Annotated in this window: 19 protein-coding genes; 1 reads left to right on the top strand and 18 read right to left on the bottom strand. The window is 56.9% G+C overall.

Annotated features, from left to right (window positions below; translation table 11 throughout):
- Nucleotides 1-13 precede the first annotated feature (13 nt).
- The 4 genes from clpX to B5G03_RS09445 form a co-directional block, all read right to left on the bottom strand.
- A complete protein-coding gene (gene clpX / locus B5G03_RS09460; RefSeq protein ID WP_087181466.1) occupies nucleotides 14-1,339 on the bottom strand; it encodes an ATP-dependent Clp protease ATP-binding subunit ClpX in 1,326 nt (441 codons plus the stop codon).
- 15 nt (nucleotides 1,340-1,354) lie between these two features.
- The gene (locus tag B5G03_RS09455) at nucleotides 1,355-1,939 is read right to left on the bottom strand and encodes an ATP-dependent Clp protease proteolytic subunit (protein ID WP_058962962.1); all 585 of its coding nucleotides are present in this window, start codon (nucleotides 1,937-1,939) and stop codon (nucleotides 1,355-1,357) included.
- Between the two features lie 118 nt (nucleotides 1,940-2,057).
- Nucleotides 2,058-3,356, bottom strand: coding sequence for a trigger factor (tig, locus tag B5G03_RS09450; protein WP_087181465.1), 1,299 nt, complete (start codon nucleotides 3,354-3,356; stop codon nucleotides 2,058-2,060).
- Between the two features lie 68 nt (nucleotides 3,357-3,424).
- On the bottom strand, nucleotides 3,425-4,105 hold the full coding sequence (locus tag B5G03_RS09445) for a metallophosphoesterase (protein ID WP_087181464.1): 681 nt from the start codon (nucleotides 4,103-4,105) through the stop codon (nucleotides 3,425-3,427).
- A gap of 62 nt (nucleotides 4,106-4,167) precedes the next feature.
- On the opposite strand from B5G03_RS09445, the gene B5G03_RS09440 reads away from it, so the two are divergent.
- Nucleotides 4,168-4,326, top strand: coding sequence for a DUF1540 domain-containing protein (locus B5G03_RS09440; RefSeq protein ID WP_087181463.1), 159 nt, complete (start codon nucleotides 4,168-4,170; stop codon nucleotides 4,324-4,326).
- 75 nt (nucleotides 4,327-4,401) lie between these two features.
- On the opposite strand, the gene thrC is transcribed toward B5G03_RS09440, so the two are convergent.
- The 14 genes from thrC to B5G03_RS09370 all read right to left on the bottom strand — a co-directional run bounded on the left by thrC (nucleotide 4,402) and on the right by B5G03_RS09370 (nucleotide 17,309).
- Nucleotides 4,402-5,868, bottom strand: a complete 1,467-nt coding sequence (thrC, locus tag B5G03_RS09435) for a threonine synthase (RefSeq protein ID WP_087181462.1) — start codon at nucleotides 5,866-5,868, stop codon at nucleotides 4,402-4,404.
- Nucleotides 5,869-5,905: 37 nt separating this feature from the next.
- Nucleotides 5,906-6,211 carry a YraN family protein gene (locus B5G03_RS09430; protein ID WP_242962391.1) on the bottom strand — a complete coding sequence of 102 codons (306 nt, stop codon included), beginning with the start codon at nucleotides 6,209-6,211 and terminating at the stop codon, nucleotides 5,906-5,908.
- A gap of 56 nt (nucleotides 6,212-6,267) precedes the next feature.
- Nucleotides 6,268-6,870, bottom strand: a complete 603-nt coding sequence (gene rnhB, locus B5G03_RS09425; RefSeq protein ID WP_087181460.1) for a ribonuclease HII — start codon at nucleotides 6,868-6,870, stop codon at nucleotides 6,268-6,270.
- Nucleotides 6,867-7,775, bottom strand: coding sequence for a ribosome biogenesis GTPase YlqF (ylqF, locus tag B5G03_RS09420; RefSeq protein WP_087181459.1), 909 nt, complete (start codon nucleotides 7,773-7,775; stop codon nucleotides 6,867-6,869). The genes rnhB and ylqF overlap by 4 nt, the downstream gene beginning before the upstream one ends.
- Nucleotides 7,772-8,311: a signal peptidase I gene (gene lepB, locus B5G03_RS09415; protein WP_087181458.1), complete on the bottom strand. Its 540-nt coding sequence runs from the start codon at nucleotides 8,309-8,311 to the stop codon at nucleotides 7,772-7,774. The genes ylqF and lepB overlap by 4 nt, the downstream gene beginning before the upstream one ends.
- A 98-nt stretch (nucleotides 8,312-8,409) precedes the next feature.
- Nucleotides 8,410-8,751: a 50S ribosomal protein L19 gene (gene rplS / locus B5G03_RS09410; protein ID WP_058962954.1), complete on the bottom strand. Its 342-nt coding sequence runs from the start codon at nucleotides 8,749-8,751 to the stop codon at nucleotides 8,410-8,412.
- A 159-nt stretch (nucleotides 8,752-8,910) separates the two neighbouring features.
- The gene (locus tag B5G03_RS09405) at nucleotides 8,911-9,555 is read right to left on the bottom strand and encodes a TIGR03936 family radical SAM-associated protein (RefSeq protein ID WP_087181457.1); all 645 of its coding nucleotides are present in this window, start codon (nucleotides 9,553-9,555) and stop codon (nucleotides 8,911-8,913) included.
- Entirely contained in the window at nucleotides 9,527-11,398 is a 1,872-nt protein-coding gene (locus B5G03_RS09400; RefSeq protein ID WP_087181456.1) for a TIGR03960 family B12-binding radical SAM protein, read from the bottom strand. The genes B5G03_RS09405 and B5G03_RS09400 overlap by 29 nt, the downstream gene beginning before the upstream one ends.
- A 57-nt stretch (nucleotides 11,399-11,455) precedes the next feature.
- Entirely contained in the window at nucleotides 11,456-11,872 is a 417-nt protein-coding gene (locus tag B5G03_RS17075) for a zinc metalloprotease (RefSeq protein ID WP_140401672.1), read from the bottom strand.
- Nucleotides 11,869-12,696 (bottom strand): M23 family metallopeptidase, encoded by an 828-nt coding sequence (locus B5G03_RS09390; RefSeq protein ID WP_162613376.1) that lies wholly within the window; start codon nucleotides 12,694-12,696, stop codon nucleotides 11,869-11,871. The genes B5G03_RS17075 and B5G03_RS09390 overlap by 4 nt, the downstream gene beginning before the upstream one ends.
- A gap of 135 nt (nucleotides 12,697-12,831) precedes the next feature.
- The gene (gene ppk1 / locus B5G03_RS09385; RefSeq protein WP_087181453.1) at nucleotides 12,832-14,970 is read right to left on the bottom strand and encodes a polyphosphate kinase 1; all 2,139 of its coding nucleotides are present in this window, start codon (nucleotides 14,968-14,970) and stop codon (nucleotides 12,832-12,834) included.
- Nucleotides 14,971-14,976: 6 nt separating this feature from the next.
- Nucleotides 14,977-15,321 carry a ComEA family DNA-binding protein gene (locus B5G03_RS09380; RefSeq protein ID WP_206423617.1) on the bottom strand — a complete coding sequence of 115 codons (345 nt, stop codon included), beginning with the start codon at nucleotides 15,319-15,321 and terminating at the stop codon, nucleotides 14,977-14,979.
- Nucleotides 15,322-15,513: 192 nt separating this feature from the next.
- Nucleotides 15,514-16,461: a transketolase family protein gene (locus B5G03_RS09375; protein WP_087181452.1), complete on the bottom strand. Its 948-nt coding sequence runs from the start codon at nucleotides 16,459-16,461 to the stop codon at nucleotides 15,514-15,516.
- Between the two features lie 5 nt (nucleotides 16,462-16,466).
- Nucleotides 16,467-17,309 carry a transketolase gene (locus tag B5G03_RS09370; protein ID WP_087181451.1) on the bottom strand — a complete coding sequence of 281 codons (843 nt, stop codon included), beginning with the start codon at nucleotides 17,307-17,309 and terminating at the stop codon, nucleotides 16,467-16,469.
- Nucleotide 17,310 lies beyond the last annotated feature (1 nt).

Raw genomic sequence — 17,310 nt, 5'->3', positions numbered from 1 at the left:
GGCATTCGGCCAATCACAGGATCGGCATATTGTTTTTATAACGCTTGCGCACTGCGCCGTATTCCAGCTCCGGCTTGCCGCCATTCACCGTATCCTCGGTGATGGTTGCCCGGATGATGGTGGGATCACTGGGGATCTCGTACATGATGGGGATCAGCATGTTCTCCATCACGCTGCGCAGACCGCGCGCGCCGCTCTTGCGTTCGATGGTCTTGCGGGCCACCATGCGCAGAGCCTCGTCGGTGAAGTCCAGATCCACGTTGTCCATCTTGAACAGCGCCTGATACTGCTTCACGATGCTGTTCTTGGGCTCCTTCAGCACACGGACCAGAGCTTCCTCGTCCAGAGCTTCCAGAACGGTGATCACGGGGATACGGCCAATCAGCTCGGGGATCAGGCCAAACTTCACCAGGTCGTGAGGCTCAACCTTACGCAGCAGAGCCTCGCGCTCCTTTTCCTCGCCGCTCTTCAGCTGGCTGCCAAAGCCCAGGACCGAGGTCTCGGTGCGGCGCTGGATGTACTTTTCCAGGCCATCGAAGGCACCGCCGCAGATAAACAGAATGTTCTTGGTGTTGATCTGAATGAACTCCTGCTGGGGATGCTTGCGGCCGCCCTGGGGAGGAACGTTGCTCACGGTACCCTCCAGAATCTTCAGCAGAGCCTGCTGCACACCCTCGCCGCCCACATCGCGGGTGATGGAAGGATTTTCACTCTTGCGGGTGATCTTATCGATCTCGTCGATGTAAATGATGCCGATCTCGGCCTTCTGGATGTCAAAATCCGCAGCCTGAATCAGCTTCAGGAGGATGTTCTCCACGTCCTCGCCCACATAACCGGCCTCGGTCAGGGTGGTGGCATCCGCAATTGCGAAGGGAACACCCAGCATCTTGGCCAGGGTCTGCGCCAGCAGGGTCTTGCCCACGCCGGAAGGACCGAGCAGCAGAACATTGCTCTTCTGCAGCTCCACGTCCTTGTCATCGCCGCTGAGAATGCGTTTGTAGTGGTTGTAAACCGAAACCGCCAGCACACGCTTTGCGTCGTCCTGCCCGATCACATACTGATCCAGGCCCGCCTTGATCTCGGCGGGGGTCAGGATGTTGATGGATTCAGTGGCGGCCGGACGGCTCGCACTGCTCCGGGGCTTGGCGGACGGCTGCTGCTGACGAGGCGGCTCCGGCACGCCTTCCTCATCCAGCAGCGAATGGCACAGAGTGATGCACTCGTTGCAGATGTTTACGCCGGGGCCAATGATCATGCGCTCCACTTCGTCCTGGCTTTTGCCGCAGAAACTGCAGTGGAGTGTTTTTTCCTTATCTTTTCCGGAGTTGATATTTGCCATACAATCAGCTTTCCTTTATCGATGAGTGATCACTGCGTCGATCAGGCCGTAATCCGCAGCCTGCTGCGCAGACAGGAAGTTGTCGCGTTCGGTGTCCGCCACAATGGTCTCATAAGGCTGGCCGGTGTACTCGCTGAGCATGCGGTTCATGCGCTCACGAGTACGCACCAGATGATCTGCATGGATCTTGATGTCGGTGGTCTGACCCTGCAGGCCGCTCATCAGCGGCTGATGGATCATGATCTCGGCGTTGGGCAGCGCCAGGCGCTTGCCCTTGGTGCCGCTGGCCAGCAAAAACGCGCCCATGGAGGCCGCCATGCCCATGCAGATGGTGGAAACATCGCACTTGATGTATTTCATCGTGTCATGGATGGCCATACCTGCACTGATGGAGCCGCCGGGGCTGTTGATGTACAGGCTGATATCTTTGTCCGGGTCCTGGCCTTCCAGATACAACAGCTGCGCCACAACCAGACTGGCGGTGGTGTCGTTCACCTCATCGCACAGCATAATGATGCGGTCGTTCAGCAAACGGGAAAAAATGTCGTAAGAACGCTCTCCTCGAGCGGTTTGTTCAATGACGTAAGGAACCAAACTCATGATTCGTCGCCTCCTGTTGATAAAATTAAGCGCCTGCAAAATGACCGATACGAGCAGTAACATTGCGCGTATCGGTCAAATTGATTCCGCTTATGTAAGGGAAAGGATGCCGAAGGAATTACTCCTTGGTAACCTTCTCCTCGGTGATCTCAGCCTTCTCCTTGATGAAGTCGATGGCCTTGTTCACAGCCAGATCCTTCTTCACCTCGTCGGCGTTAACCAGAGACTTCACCTTGTCGATCTCCATCTTGTACTGATCGGCAATGCGTTGCATCTCGTTCTCGTAGTCCTCGTCGCTGGCGGTGATGTTCTCGGCAGCGGCAACGGCCTCCAGAGCCAGGCGGATCTTAACCTGCTTCTCAGCCTGCTCCTTGAAGGAAGCGCGGAAGCTGTCCATGGTCTGGCCCATGTACTGCAGGTACATATCCAGCTTCAGGCCCTGCTGAGCCAGACGGTACTCGAAATCGCGAACCATCTCGTCCATGCGGTTCTCGTACATTACCTCGGGGATGTCACCCTCGATGGTAGCAATTACCTGGTCAACCAGATCGTTCTCAACAGCCAGAGAAGCCTGCTTCTCGTTCTGCTCCTCCATACCCTTGCGGATGTTGGCCTTCAGCTCATCCAGGGTATCGAACTCGCTCACGTCCTTGGCGAACTCGTCGTCCAGCAAGGGCAGCTCCTTGGTCTTTACCTCGTGCAGCTTGATCTTGAAGACAGCAGCCTTGCCAGCCAGCTCTTCAGCCTGGTACTCCTCGGGGAAGGTCACGTTCACGTCGAACTCCTCACCGGCAGCGTGGCCAACAACCTGCTCCTCGAAGCCGGGGATGAAGCTGCCGGAACCCAGAACCAGGTTGTAGTGCTCGGCCTTGCCGCCCTCAAAGGCGACGCCGTCCACAAAGCCCTCGAAGTCGATATCGGCGGTGTCGCCGTTCTCAGCCTTGCCATCGCGGGTAACGATGCGGCCGTTGCGGTCCTGCATGCGGGCCAGCTCGGCATCCACATCAGCGTCCTCAACAGTATTGACCTTCTTGGTGGCCTTTAAACCAGCGTACTGGCCAACCTTGATCTCGGGCTTCACAGCCACAACCACCTTCAGCACAACGCCGTCTTCCAGGCTCTGGGAAACAACGTCAGCCTCAGGGCGGCCCACGGGCTCAATGCCGGCTTCCTTCACCGCAGCCTCAAAAGCCTCGGGGAACAGATCGTTGATGGCATCGTAGTGGAAGATATCAGCGCCATACATCTTCTCGATCACAGCGCGGGGAGCGTGGCCCTTGCGGAAGCCAGGCACGTTGTACTTCTTGCCTTCGCGCTTGAACGCCTTGTCAATGGCAGCCTTAAAAGCCTCGGCATCCACCGAAAACTGTAACTCATGCATGCTCTTTTCGAGCTTTTCACTTTTTACGAGATTCATTTTATTTCCTCCATACAAAGAAATTCAATTTATTATACCATGCTGTGCATGGAATTTCCATACTTTCGTTAAATTTTATATGGGCAAAATGCCAGTGCATCCGCCGAAATCAGCCGGTATTCGATGCCATCCACTGTTCCCTGTACCGCAAATCGAATCGCGTTTCCATGCAGATGCCCATAAAAGCAGCGTTTTACATCATATTCCTTCAACAGGTCGATCACCTGCTGGGCGTTGGCGTTGGGGTATACCGGCGGATAATGCAGAAAGGCTACTCGCTCGGCGCCCTCCGGCGCTGCTTCCAGGCTGGCGCGCAGACGGCCCAACTCCCGGTTCATCACCTTTTCGTCGTGGGGCTCCCCCACATCGAACATCCAGCTGCGGGTGCCACATACGGCCAGACCCTCGGCCAGGATGGAGTTGTTGTGCAGGATATGCAGGCTGTCAAAACCATTTTCCTGCAAAAAGCGCTCCATCTTCTTGACGGTGGTCCACCAGTAATCGTGGTTACCTTTCAACAGCAGCTTCTGGCCAGGCAGGCGCTGCAGGAAGGAAAAGTCCGCGGCGGTGTCCTCCAGCTTCATGGCCCAGCTGGTATCGCCCGCCAGAACAACGGTATCCTCCGGACGCACCAGCGTGTTCCAGTGATGCTCCAGCTTTTCCATATAGCCCTGCCAGCCCGGGAAAATGTCCATGGGTTTTTCGCATCCCAGCGAAAGATGCAGATCCCCGATCGTGTAAATTGCCATATATTTCTCCTCATATTCCAGTCGATCCGGCAAACAATAGCCTCACAAAGGAGGTTTTGAAAATGGAACACAAAGAACCTGTCATTCGGGGAGTCTGCTGTGATGTGCGCAACTGCGTCCACAACGACGGCTCGTGCTGCTGCACCGCCGATTCGATCCATGTGAACCGCTGCTCCGACGACCCGGGCAAAACCAAATGCGATACCTTTGCGGAGATCTGATTAAAAAACAGTTTCTCCGCTCTGGGAAACAGCAGTGCTGCTTCGGCAAACACGCGAAGCGGCACTGCTGCTTTTTTACAGGATTTTTGCGATCTCGCGGATCTGCTCCGGCTCGATCTCCCGATCAAAGCGTTCCGGCTGCCCCTGCAGCGAAGCAAGCGCCTGCGGCACGGGAGCGTTTGTGTGTGCGGCCAGCTGCCGCATCGCCTCAAATTCATCCTCCGGCACCGGCTGGCCCAAAGCCTCCAGCACATCGCCGGGGAACTTGAAGGGGCTTGCGGTGGACAATACTACCATAGGTACTCCGGAAGAGGTTTCGTTCTTATATTCCTGCGCCACGCGGAAGGCCACCGCCGTGTGGGGGTCGCACAGATACCGATTGCCATGGAACATGGCATTGATCTCCTCAGCGGCCTGCTCGTCATCCGTGCAGCCTGCGGAGAAAATCTGCTGGATTTTCTCCAGACATTGTGCATCCACCTGATAGTGGCCCTGGGTGCGCAGCTCTTCCATCCATCCGCTCACCTTCTCGGTGTCCTCGCACATGTGGTACAGCAGGCGCTCCAAATTCGAGGACACCAGAATATCCATGGAAGGCGAGGTGGTGCGGTAGAAGGTACGGCGGGCATCGTAATGACCGGTCTTCAAAAACTCGGTGAGCACATTGTTCCGATTGGACGCGCAGACCAGCCGGCCCACAGGCAGGCCCATCCTCTTGGCGTAATAGCCTGCCAGAATGTCGCCGAAGTTGCCGGTGGGCACGCAGAAATCCACTGCGTCGCCCATCTGGATGCGGCCCTGCTCCAGCAACTGCCGGTAAGCGGCAAAGTAGTACACGATCTGAGGAGCCAGACGGCCCCAGTTGATGGAGTTCGCGCTGGACAGGCACACATTCTGCTCGGCCAGCTGACGGCCCAGCTCCTGATCTGCAAAGACCTTTTTCACGCCGGTCTGTGCGTCGTCGAAGTTGCCTTTCACTGCATACACGGCCACATTATCGCCCTGCTGGGTGGTCATCTGCAGGCGCTGCACCTGACTGGTGCCGTGGGAGGGATAAAACACCGCGATCTTCACGCCGGGAACATCCTGATACCCGGCCAGGGCGGCCTTGCCGGTATCGCCGGAGGTCGCAACCAGAATATAGGTCAGCTCGCTGCGGCCCAAAAGCTCTTTGCCTTTGACCAGAAGCTTCGGCATGATCTGCAGTGCGTAATCCTTGAAGGCACAGGTGGGGCCGTGCCAGAGTTCCAGAGAATACAGGTCCTCGTTTACCGGACGCAAATACCCGGCTTTGCCCTGAAATGCCGCACCGTAAGTATTTTCCGTGGCTTCCGCCACAAATTCCTGGGGATAACCAGGGAGGACAAGTCCAAGCACATAGGCGGCCAGGTCTGCATAACTGCCCTTTTCACAAGCGGTCTTCAGATCCACCTGAGGGAAGGATTCCGGCACAAAGAGGCCGCCCTCGGAAGAGAGCCCCTGAACGATGGCCTGAGCTGCCGACACCCGGCTGCCCGCGTTCCGCGTACTGAAAAATTGCATGGTAGTTGTCCCCTTTCTTTTCTGTGGATCTGCAGCCTTACGCCTGAAAAGCGTCCTGAATGCAGTGTATCGCAAAACCACCCTGGGGCAGAGTCAGTGCCTCCACCACATCGAACCGGATCGTTTTTTCCAATAATCCGTTGGTTTGCAGGTAAGATTGTGCAGCCAGCAAAATTCGCCGCTGCTTTGCCCAGGTCACCGCCTCTTTCGGCCGGTACCAGGCGTTTTCCGCGCGGGTCTTGACCTCTGCAATGACCACAAGTTCGCCCTTTTGCAGCACCAGATCCAATTCGCCCTGGCGGGTTTTGTAGTTGTGGTCCAGCAGTTTGTAGCCGCGATTCATGTAATAACGGGCAGCCGCGGCTTCTCCGCGCCGGCCCGTTTCCTGAGCATTCACCCTCAGTACCCCAGCTTCTTCAGGAAAGACCGGCGGTAGAAAGGCTGGATGCCGTACTGCTGAATCAATTCATAATGCAGCTTGGTGGGGTATCCCTTGTGTTTTGCCAACTGATACTGGGGATACTGCCGGTCCAGCTCCAGCATGAACCGGTCCCGGCTGACCTTCGCCAGGATGGACGCCGCGCCGATGCTGGCGCTGGTGGCATCGCCCTTTACCTGAGCCCCTGCCGGAATCGAAAGCTCCGGCGGCACCCGGTTGCCATCCACCAAAACATAATCCGGACGAATGGAAAGCTGCTCCACGGCCTGGCGCATACCATCCATGGTAGCCCACAGGATGTTTTTCTCATCGATCACCGCCGGTTCCACCATCACGATGCTGTAAGCCAGCGCCTTTTCCCGGATCACATCAAACAGCTGCTCGCGCTTCTTTTCACTGAGCTTTTTGGAGTCATTGATTCCTTCAATGGGATTGGCCGGGTCTAGAATGACAGCTGCACAGCAGACCGGACCGCACAGCGGGCCGCGTCCTGCTTCGTCTACGCCGCAGAAAACGCCCTTTTCCCGGCGGAGCTGCTCGTCAAATTCATACAACGCGTTCATTCCTGTACCTCTTGCTCCTGAGCCTGTTCCATCTGATAGGGCTTTTCCAGGGTGATGCGGCCCCATTTGCTGGCGCGAAACTCGTCCACCAGCATAATGGCCGCCCGCTCGGTATTCACCTCTCCGCCACTGATCAGCATGCCGCGCTTACGGCCGATGGCCTCCAGCAGCTCCCAGGGGCCCAGCTGCAGCTGCTCCTCACTGAGCTTGTAACGCTCTGCCAGCTTTTCCGGGTAGATCTTCTGCATCTGGCTGAGCAGGCCCATGGCCAGCTCTTCAATATCCAGAATATCGTCCTTAATGGAGCCGATGAACGCCAGGTTGGTGGCAGTCTCCAGGCTGTCGAACTTCTTCCACAGTACGCCGGGCATGTCCAGCAGGTCGTAGTTGCCCACAGTGACCCACTGCTTGCCGCGGGTCACGCCCGGGCGGTCCGCCGCCTTGGCGCGCACCTGACCTGCGAAGTTATTGATAAAGGTAGACTTGCCCACGTTGGGGATACCTACCACCATGACTCGGATGCGGGCGCCGCCCATGCCCTTGATCGCCCGGCGGGCAATCAGGTCCTCCAGCTCCTTTTCAATGGCAGTGCGCACCTGGGCGGCGCTGCCCTTCTGCTTGGCGCTGATGGCCACACAGCCCGCGCCGGATTCCCGGAAATACTTGACCCAGGCATTCGTCAAAGCCGGGTCCGCCAGGTCCGCCTTGTTCATTACATACAGGCGGGGCTTCTGCTCGGTGATCCGCTGAATCTCCGGGTTCAGGCTGCTCATGGGAATGCGGGCATCCAGCAGCTGCAGGACCGCATCCACGTTTTTAATATTTGCTTCCATCAGCCGCAGGGTCTTCATCATGTGACCGGGGAACCACTGGATGTTGCGGCGGTTGATCATATCGTTGCTCATTTGATCCTCCCAAATGCGTTCAGCGGGAAGATGCGCCACAGCACCTTGCCCAGGATATCCCGTTCGTCGATCAGGCCCACACTTACAAAGCGGCTGTCGGTGGAATGCTGACGGTTGTCGCCCATCAAAAACAGCTGGCCTTCCGGTACCGTCAGCGGGAAACCGATGTTGCCTTCGGTATAGGTGGGCTCGGCGGTATAGGGCTCGTCCAAAGCTTCACCATTCACATAAACGATGCCCTTTTCCGCGTCGATATCCACCGTATCGCCACCCACTGCGATCACACGCTTGACCAGCGGTTTTCCATAATTGATATAGCCATCCACTACGACCACATCCCCCCGCTGGGGTTTATAAAAGGTACTCTGCACCAGCAAGCGGTCCTGCTCATGCAGGGTAGGCTCCATGGAATGGCCGTCCACCACCACCACTCGGGCGCAGAACGCAAAGATCAGAACCAGGGCGGCCAACGCAAATACCAGTGCATCGTACCAGTCCAGCAGGTCCACATTTTTGCGGAAACGTTTTTCTTCCATTGGGTACATCCTCTTTCCAGGGATTTACAGAACGTATTTCACATTTTACCATATAACGAAAAAAGGGGCAATATAAATTGCCCCTTTTTTGTTGATTATCAGATCTGCTCTTTAACCTTGGCAGCCTTACCAGTGCGGCTACGCAGGTAGAACAGCTTCGCACGGCGAACCTTACCGCAGCGAACAACCTCAACCTTCTCAACGAAGGGGGAGTTCACGGGGAACACACGCTCCACGCCAACGCCGTAGGAAGAACGGCGAACGGTAAAGGTCTCAGCCACGCCGCCATGCTTCTTGGCGATCACAGTGCCCTCGAAGGCCTGGATACGCTCACGCTCGCCTTCCTTGATGCGAACGGACACGCGAACGGTGTCGCCGACTTCGAACTTGGGCTGGTTCTCTTTGATCATGCCCTCGGTGATAATCTTCATTGCGTCCATTGTAAAATCCTCCATTTTTATCGACGTTCGTACCCGTGCAATGGCCGCACAGCAGAGGACCGCCTGTTTTAATGATATACATTAACCCCGCTGGTTGGAGCCAGCGAACACTAACGCCTAAATATTATATCACAGCCTTTGGGGTTTTGCAAGGCTTTTTTATCGAAAATCCGTCTGATCTTCCAGCAAAAGTGCGGTGCGCAGCACCGAAACATCAGTGGCATTGAGCCCGCAATGCTCCTGCATGAAGTTCAGCCAGAGCGAGGGGTTCAGGTTGTTCCCCTCGCCTGCCGTCAGCAGCAGCTCTGCCTGCAGCTCATTCTCCTTCTGCTCGGTCTCGATGCGGGGCAGCGCCTGCTTCAGGTCAATTTCCTTATGACCGCGCTTGGTCTTTTTCAGGATCACCGCCGTTTCCAGCTGATTGTAGGCATCCACACTGGTTTGGGCGCTCAGCGGCATGCGCAGCTGATAGCGTGCAAAGCTGATCTTTTCCGCCTTGTACTGGGGCAGTGTGACCCGAGTCACCTTGATGCCCAGAGGCATCACCTGGTCCAGAGCCTGCCGCCAGTCCTCCAGGGGAACCTTCTCCAGCTCGGTTTTCACATCCACGCTTTCCACCAGACTCTCCTGGCCCAGGGGCAGCGGGTTGGCAAAGGTCATATAAATGTGGGGATTGAAACCCATGGTGTACCACACCGGAATGCCGCTGCGCTTGATGGAGCGCTGCATCACTCGCTGCAGATCCAGCAGCGAAATGTAGGAGGCCTCCCCTGTTTTAGTGAACCAGATCCTTACTGTAGTCAAAGCAGGCACCTCCCAACAGTTTATTTGCTCCGCAGGCACTGCACACTCGGTTGCAGGGCTGCGTGGTCTGCGCCATAGTGGCTTTTTTGTATTCCCGCACCAGGAACTCGTGGCTCACGCCGTAATCCAGATGGCTCCAGGGGGTCAGCTCGTCCAGCTCGATAAACCGATTGGCATAGAAAGCCGTATCCATATTGAATTCCCGGAAGGTCTCCAGCCAGGTGTCGTACTGGAAGCACTCGTCCCAACCATCGAAGAAACAGCCCTTGCGGTAAGCAGCCTCGATCACCGGAGCCAGCCGGCGGTCGCCCTTGGCAAACACCGCTTCCAGGAAGCTGGTTTTGCTGTCGTGGTAGTTCACATGAATCTTCTTGCTGTGAACGCTGTGCAGCAGGTGCTGCTGCTTTTCCCGCAGCATCTGCTCGGTATCCTGGGGAACGAACTGGAAGGGAGTGTGCGGCTTGGGCACGAAGCAGGCGCAGCTGATGGTCACCTGCACGCCGCGGCCCTTGGGCTTGTTGGGATTGGCGTAGTACAGCTCCACAATCTGCTGGGCGGTTTTGGCAATGCCCTCGATGTCCTCCAGCGTTTCGGTGGGCAGACCCATCATGAAGTACAGCTTCACCGAGGTGTAGCCCGCGTTGAAAGCCAGGGTGCAGGTTTTCTCGATCTCTTCCCAGGTGATGTTCTTATTGATTACATCACGCAGACGCTGGGTACCCGCCTCCGGCGCGAAGGTCAGGCCGCTCTTGCGCACCTTGGTGGTTTTCTCGATCAAACTCTCGGTGAAGTTGTCGATGCGCAGCGAGGGCAGCGAAATGCTCACGTGTTCCTTTTCGGTCCAGGGCGCCATATCGTCCAGCAGGGTCTCCAGCTGGCTGTGGTCCGAGGTGGACAGACTGGTCAGACTGATTTCCTCGTAACCGGTGTTTGCACACAGGTCCTGGGCAGCCCGATTGAGCAGCTCTGCGTCCCGCTGGCGCATGGGCCGGTAGATAAAGCCCGCCTGACAGAAACGGCAGCCGCGCACGCAGCCACGCAGCACCTCAATCTGGGCGCGGTCATGCACCGCACCCACCATGGGCACCACAAAGTTGGTGGGCAGCTTCTGGGTGTTCATGTCCTTGATGATCGCCTTGTGGATCACCGCCGGGGCGCACTCCTCATTGGGGGTGATGGCCTGAATGCGGCCATCTTCTTTGTAGGTCACATCGTAGAAGGACGGTACATAGCAACCTCCAATCTTGGCCAGACGGCGCAGCAGCTCCTTTTTGCTGATGCCTTCCTTCTTGGCCTGCTCCACAGTGGCGCACACCTCGGGCAGCTGCAGCTCACCCTCGCCCAGCATCATCATATCGATGAAGTCGGCAATGGGCTCCGCGTTGCACACGCAGGGACCACCGGCCACTATCAGGGGCCAGCTTTCATCCCGGTCCTTGCTGTACAGCGGGATACCCGCCAAATCCAGCATAGCCAGAATATTGGTGTAGGACAGCTCGTACTGCAGGGTAAAGCCCACAATGTCGAACACTGTCAGGGGGTCCTTGCTCTCCAGCGCGTAGGTGGGGATGTGCAGCCGCTCCATTTCCTGCTTCATGTCCAGCCAGGGCATGAAGGCACGCTCACACCACCAGTTGGGGCGCTCGTTCAGCAGCTCATACAGAATCTTCATGCCTAAAAAGGACATGCCCACCTCGTAGGTGTCCGGGAAGCAGAATGCAAACCGAAGGTCCACATCCTCTTTGTTTTTTATAATGCACCCGGGCTCGCCGCCGGTATAGCGGCCGGGCTTCTGCACCCGGGCCAGGGCCTCCTTTAATTTCGGATCAAACACTTGCTTCATTCCTTTGCAATTTGAATGTTACAGTTCATTTTAACCGATTTGCGCCGGAAATGCAATTTATCCGCCAAAGAAATTGTTCCAGATGCGTTTACCGTCCAGAGGCCCCACCGGCAGCAGGTTGAATCCACCTACCAAAAGATTGGTCCCCAGGAAGAACCAGCCCCAGTAACTGGCACTTCGCTGCATCCACAGATACGCCGCTCCGGCCACGATCAGATTGACCGCCGGGCCCGCAGCAGCCAGCACTCCCTCCTGACGGGGCGAAAGCTGAGCGCTTCCAAGACACAGCCCGATTCCGCCGGGCGAAAGCTCCAACACCGGCAGCATTCCGGTAAAACCAATCCATGCTGCAATATGGCCGCTCTCGTGAAGCAGTGAACATAAAAGGCTGATTCTCAGGATGCCCAAATGATCGTGGGTCAGTCCAAACCACAATCCAAGCAAAAGCAGCTCCGGCTGCCGCAATCGAATCAAGTACCCGCCTCCAGCGCCTTTGTGGGATCGTAACGTATATCGTTGCAAAAGAGCTCAAAATGCAGGTGCGGGCCGGTGGCAGCTCCCGTCTGGCCCACTGTCCCCAGCACATCATCCAGGCTGACCCTCTGGCCCTGCCGTACAAAAACATACTGCATATGGCAATAGCGCGTGACCAGACCATTTTCGTGAAGAATCTGCACATAGTTCCCATAGGACGAATTCCACGCGCTTTTCTGCACGATGCCATTCCATGCCGGATGGATAGCCGTTCCCTCTGCTACTGCCAGATCAATACCGGTATGAAAATCCGATTTCCCGGTGAAGGGATCGCTGCGCCATCCATAGCCGGAGGTGACTGCATAACCCCGGATGGGCAGTGAGAGCGCGTTTTCCGGCTCCAGGGCTTCCAACGAACTCCCTGCCGGCGCCGCCCGGCGGCTCCATCCACCCGCTCCATACCCCAGAGACAATGTATTTTCCTCCGAAAGCTGCTGCAGTGTTTCTATGGCCTGCACGCTTAGATCACGAGTAGCCGCGCTGGCAAACTTCACCAGTTCTTCCTCGCCAGACAAAGCGATTCCCTGGCACCGCAGCTGACGGTAACCGTTCTGAAAAGCTTCATAAAGCTGCGGCGAAACCGAACGAACGCACACAACGCAGAGCAGGATCAAGCCGCAGATCAAAATCTGAAGGGAAAGCACCGGGTTTTTCTGTTCCGGATTCTGCTGGCGCACCGGCGGCGGGCGCAGCAGCTGTTCCACCTCCTGACGGCTGGCAAACACAGGGGCCGTTATTGTCTCGTTGGTTTCCACATTCCACATGGGCATTCCTCCTTTTTGCGGCTGCTCGCAAAAGCGCTACTGCATTTCTATTCCATTCGCCGCTCAAATAGCCCTTTTCCGCAAAAATCCCCTGCCCGGGCGTGATCTGCCAGGCAGGGGAACCATGGTTGCTCTTTACTTTTTCTTGACGCGAAGCAGGCCGGTGATTTTTTGCAGCAGGCTGGGCTTCGATGCGGGCGCCGGAGCTGCCGGGGGTTCCGGCAGCGAAAAGCCGTTCCGGAAGGCATCGTACAGCGCCATCTGGCTGTCCACACGGGGGGCACCCGGTTCCGCCTTCACCTTGGAATAGCTGCCGTCCGGCTTCATCTCCCGGGCGTTCACATTGTCACTCAGCTGAAGCTCCAGAATCTGGCGCAGCTTGTTGGCCAAAGCACGGTCCGGTACTTTGAGACCAACCTCCACCCGGCGTTCGGTGTTGCGGGTGAGGAAGTCGCCGGAGGCGATGTAAACCCGCATGTCATCGCCGTCACCGAAGCAGTAGATACGGGAATGCTCCAGATACCGCCCTACGATGCTCCGAATCCGCAGGTTATCCGTGCGGCCGGGCACCCCGGCAGTCACGCAGCAGATACCGCGCACGATCATGTCCACCGAAACGCCCGCACAGGAGGCTTCTGACAACTTTTCGATCACGTTTTTATCGCTGACCGAGTTGTTTTTCAGAATGATGCGGGCGGGCTTGCCTTCCTTGGCCTTCTGAATCTCCCGGTCCATCTCTTCCAGCAGGACGCTCTTAAAGCACAGCGGGGCCACCAGCAGATACTTGGTGTTGCTGGTCAGCCGTTCCACCGCCAGATTGTTGAACACCGCCGAGGCCTCCTCACCGATCTCGGTACGGGTGGTCACGTAGGAAAGGTCGGTATACTGCTCACTGGTCTTTTCGTTGTAGTTGCCGGTGCCGATCTGCGTGGTGTAGCGATAACCGTCCTTAGTGCGGCGGGTGATCAGGGTCAGCTTGGAGTGAACCTTATAGTCATCCAAACCATACAACACCGTGCAGCCAGCTTCCTCCAGCTGTTTGGACCAGTCGATGTTATTCTGCTCATCGAAGCGGGCGCGCAGCTCCACGACTGCTACCACTTCCTTGCCGTTTTCCGCCGCGGCAATCAGCGCCTGCACAATCTGGGAATCCCGTGCCATCCGGTACAGGGTCATCTTGATGGAGATGACTTCCGGATCAAACGCTGCCGCCATCAGCATCTTGATGAAGGGGCGCATGCTCTGGTAAGGGTATGCGATCAGCACATCATTTTTCTGCACCGCCTGGCTCAGTTTATAGCCATGCGGCGCCTGCATCGGCTTGGCCGGTGCATAGAACAGCTCGCTGTGCCCCTCGTTCTGCAGCCGGGCCGTGAGCTTGAAGCAATAGGAAAGATCCAGCGGGCTGCTCTGGTTAAAGCACTGCTGTGCGGGCAGCACCAACTTTTCGCACAGATAGTTTTTTACCTCCTGCGGGGGCTGGTTCCAGAACTGGATGCGCACCGCCGCCAGCTTACGACGCTTTTTCAGCAGCTCGCTCATAACCTGACGGTAGTCGATGTCCTGATCGAACATGCCTTCCTTCACGTCGATGTCTGCGTTGCGGGTTACCCGGAACAGGCACTTTTTCTGTAAGATGGGAAAAACCAGCTCGGCATAGTGATAAATCAGCTCTTCCACCAGGCCGTAATACACCGCATCGTCTTTTTTCAGGTACAGAACCCGCTCGAACTGGTTTCCGATGGGAATCAAGCCGAAGGACAGGTTGGCATCGCCCTTTGCCTTCAATGTAGCGCACAGGTAGATCTCCTGATTGCGCAGGAACGGGAACGGGTGGCGGTGGTCGATGATCTGAGGAGACAATACTGGGAACAGCTCGCTCTGGAAATATTTCTTCCAGAACTTTTCGTCTTCCTTTTCCAGATTCTCAAAATCTATTTTCCGGTAGCCGATCTGCGCCAGATTATCCCGCAGCTTGGTCACATACTTATCGCACTGATCCTGCAACAGAGCGGTCTTGGGCATAATGGCCGCCAGCTGCTGAGCAGCCGTCATGTTGGTCTTGTTTTCGGTGATCTCGTTTTTCAGCAGGGTCCGGTCATACAGCGAACCAACACGAACCATAAAGAATTCATCCAGATTGCTGCCGTAAATTGCCGCAAATTTCATCTGCTCCGCCAGCGGAACCGTTTTGTCCTTACTCAAAGCCAGCACGCGCTTGTTGAAGTCGAGCCAGCTGAGCTCGCGGTTGATATAGATGTTGTTCTCTGTCATCACGATCTATCTCTCCTCTTTTTGCATCTCATCCGCTTCGATGTAAAGCTTTGAACGCCAAGCCTCGATGCTTTTGGCGGATATACCGTCAACCTTTTCCAGTTCGTCTACGCTGGAAAAGGGGCCGTGCTCCTGCCGATATTCCAGGATTGCTTGTGCCTTTTTCTCACCGACGCCGGGGAGCGAACACAGCTCTTCCAGCCCGGCGGAATTCAAATCAACCAGCATCATTCGCCGCACATCAAATTCCTCGGAGGCTACGGCCCGGTAGCCAGGCTGCCAGAATGGTACGCTGAACCAGGCCGCTCCTGCCAACAAAAGCGCAAACGCCGCCGTGCAGCACAGCAGCACCTTTTTTGTGGCCCGATCCCCTATCATTCCGCTCCGCACCCTCTTTGTTTGGCCGCGTTCCCGATCGTTTTTTGCCGAACACGGTCTTTTTTCTATTATATCACAAATCCCTGCCGTTGTTTGTAAAGATATACAAAAATCTCCCGCTCCGATATTCCATCGGAACGGGAGATGACAAATCGCAAATAGAGATTAGTGAGCCAGACGCTCGCGCACCTTCTGGGCAATGGCCTCAGCGGTGAGGCCGTAGTGCTCCAGCAGATCGTTGGCAGGACCGGACTGGCCGAACACGTCCATAACCGCAACGGGAGAAACCGGGCAGGAAACGCCCGCACCCACCATGGCCTCGCAAACCGCGCTGTACAGGCCGCCGATCACGCTGTGCTCTTCAGCGGTCACAATGCAGCCGGTCTCCTTCGCAGCGCTTACCACAGCCTCCACATCCAGAGGCTTGATGGTGTGCATGTTCACCACACGCACCTGAACGCCTTCCTGTGCCAGCTGCTCTGCCGCTTCCAGAGCGCGGGCGACCATCAGACCAGTGGCAATGATGGTCGCATCCTTGCCCTCGCGCAGGGTAACTGCACGGCCCAGCTCGAAGTGGTAGCTTTCCGGATCGTTGATCACAGGCACTGCCAGACGGCCCAGGCGCAGGTAAGCGGGGCCCTTGTAATCGGCCAGCGCACGGACTGCCTGGCTGGCCTCGGTATCGTCAGCGGGGTTCACCACGACCATGCCGGGGATGCCGCGCATCAGGGCGATATCCTCCATGCACTGGTGGGTCGCACCGTCTTCACCCACAGAGATGCCCGCATGGCTGGCGCAGATCTTCACATTCAGATGAGGATAGCCCACCGAGTTGCGGATCTGCTCGTATGCACGCCCGGTGGCGAACATAGCAAAGCTGGAAACAAAGGGAATCATCCCGGCGGCAGCCAGACCAGCCGCGATGGAAACCATGTTGGCCTCCGCGATGCCGCAGTCAAAATGGCGCTCAGGGAATTTCTCCTGGAACATGCAGGTTTTGGTGGACTCTGCCAGGTCCGCATCCAGGACAACGACCTTGTTGTTTTCCGCGCCCAGCTGCGCCAGGGTACGGCCATAGCTCTCACGGGTAGCGATCGGTTTTGTCTGCATCATCGTTCTTATACCTCCAGTTCGGCCGCCGCGGCGCGCAGCTCTTCCATAGCCTGTTCATACTGCTGCTGATTGGGGGCCTTGCCGTGCCAGCCAGCCTGGTTCTCCATAAAGGACACGCCCTTGCCCTTTACCGACTTCTGCGCGATCACGCAGGGCTTACCCACGACCTGACGCGCCGCGCTGAACGCAGCATCCAGGCTCTCGAAATCGTGGCCGTCCGCAGTGAACACTTCCCAACCGAAGGCGCGGAACTTCTCGTCGATGGGATACACCGAGCAAACGTCGCTCACATTGCCGTCGATCTGCAGGCCGTTGTTATCCACCACAGCGATCAGATTGTCCAGCTTATGGTGCGCTGCGAACATGGCAGCCTCCCAAACCTGACCCTCCTGCAGCTCGCCGTCACCCAAAACTGCGAATACGCGCCAGGAAGCGCCCTGAGTCTTGGCGGCCAGCGCCATACCCACAGCGGCAGAGATGCCCTGACCCAGGCTGCCGGTGCTCATATCCACACCGGGGGTACCCTTCATGTCCGGATGGCCCTGCAGCATAGCGCCCAGGTGACGGAACTTCTTCAGTTCCTCCCGGTCAAAGAAACCCTTCTGCGCCAGAACCGCGTAAAGTGCGGGGCAGGTATGACCCTTGGAGAGCACCAGACGGTCACGTCCCTCCCAGGAAGGATTCTGGGGGTCCACCCGCATCTGTACCTCGTAGAGATAGGTCAGAGTGTCAGTCACCGACAGAGATCCGCCCGGATGGCCGGAAGCGGCGCTGTACACCTCGCTCAGAACGTCCTGCCGCACCTGATTCGCCATACGCTTCAGGTGGTTCATCGTTTGTTTGTCCATG

Origin of the sequence: Gemmiger sp. An50 (assembly GCF_002161595.1) — a bacterium.
In the GTDB taxonomy this organism is placed as follows: domain Bacteria; phylum Bacillota; class Clostridia; order Oscillospirales; family Ruminococcaceae; genus Allofournierella.
Note: the sequence above shows the minus strand (reverse complement) of the source record. Positions and strands in the feature narration are given on the sequence as shown.

Bases quoted from the DNA above. Each gene is read 5' to 3' on its own strand.
- B5G03_RS09440 (WP_087181463.1), top strand. From the start codon at position 4,168: ATGGAACACAAAGAACCTGTCATTCGGGGAGTCTGCTGTGATGTGCGC.
- B5G03_RS09455 (WP_058962962.1), bottom strand. From the start codon at position 1,939: ATGAGTTTGGTTCCTTACGTCATTGAACAAACCGCTCGAGGAGAGCGT.
- B5G03_RS09430 (WP_242962391.1), bottom strand. From the start codon at position 6,211: ATGAATCGCGGCTACAAACTGCTGGACCACAACTACAAAACCCGCCAG.
- B5G03_RS09370 (WP_087181451.1), bottom strand. From the start codon at position 17,309: ATGGACAAACAAACGATGAACCACCTGAAGCGTATGGCGAATCAGGTG.
- B5G03_RS09445 (WP_087181464.1), bottom strand. From the start codon at position 4,105: ATGGCAATTTACACGATCGGGGATCTGCATCTTTCGCTGGGATGCGAA.
- ppk1 (WP_087181453.1), bottom strand. From the start codon at position 14,970: ATGACAGAGAACAACATCTATATCAACCGCGAGCTCAGCTGGCTCGAC.
- B5G03_RS09390 (WP_162613376.1), bottom strand. From the start codon at position 12,696: ATGTGGAATGTGGAAACCAACGAGACAATAACGGCCCCTGTGTTTGCC.
- B5G03_RS09375 (WP_087181452.1), bottom strand. From the start codon at position 16,461: ATGATGCAGACAAAACCGATCGCTACCCGTGAGAGCTATGGCCGTACC.
- clpX (WP_087181466.1), bottom strand. From the start codon at position 1,339: ATGGCAAATATCAACTCCGGAAAAGATAAGGAAAAAACACTCCACTGC.
- B5G03_RS09400 (WP_087181456.1), bottom strand. From the start codon at position 11,398: ATGAAGCAAGTGTTTGATCCGAAATTAAAGGAGGCCCTGGCCCGGGTG.
- thrC (WP_087181462.1), bottom strand. From the start codon at position 5,868: ATGCAATTTTTCAGTACGCGGAACGCGGGCAGCCGGGTGTCGGCAGCT.
- lepB (WP_087181458.1), bottom strand. From the start codon at position 8,311: ATGGAAGAAAAACGTTTCCGCAAAAATGTGGACCTGCTGGACTGGTAC.
- rplS (WP_058962954.1), bottom strand. From the start codon at position 8,751: ATGGACGCAATGAAGATTATCACCGAGGGCATGATCAAAGAGAACCAG.
- tig (WP_087181465.1), bottom strand. From the start codon at position 3,356: ATGAATCTCGTAAAAAGTGAAAAGCTCGAAAAGAGCATGCATGAGTTA.
- rnhB (WP_087181460.1), bottom strand. From the start codon at position 6,870: ATGAACGCGTTGTATGAATTTGACGAGCAGCTCCGCCGGGAAAAGGGC.
- ylqF (WP_087181459.1), bottom strand. From the start codon at position 7,775: ATGAGCAACGATATGATCAACCGCCGCAACATCCAGTGGTTCCCCGGT.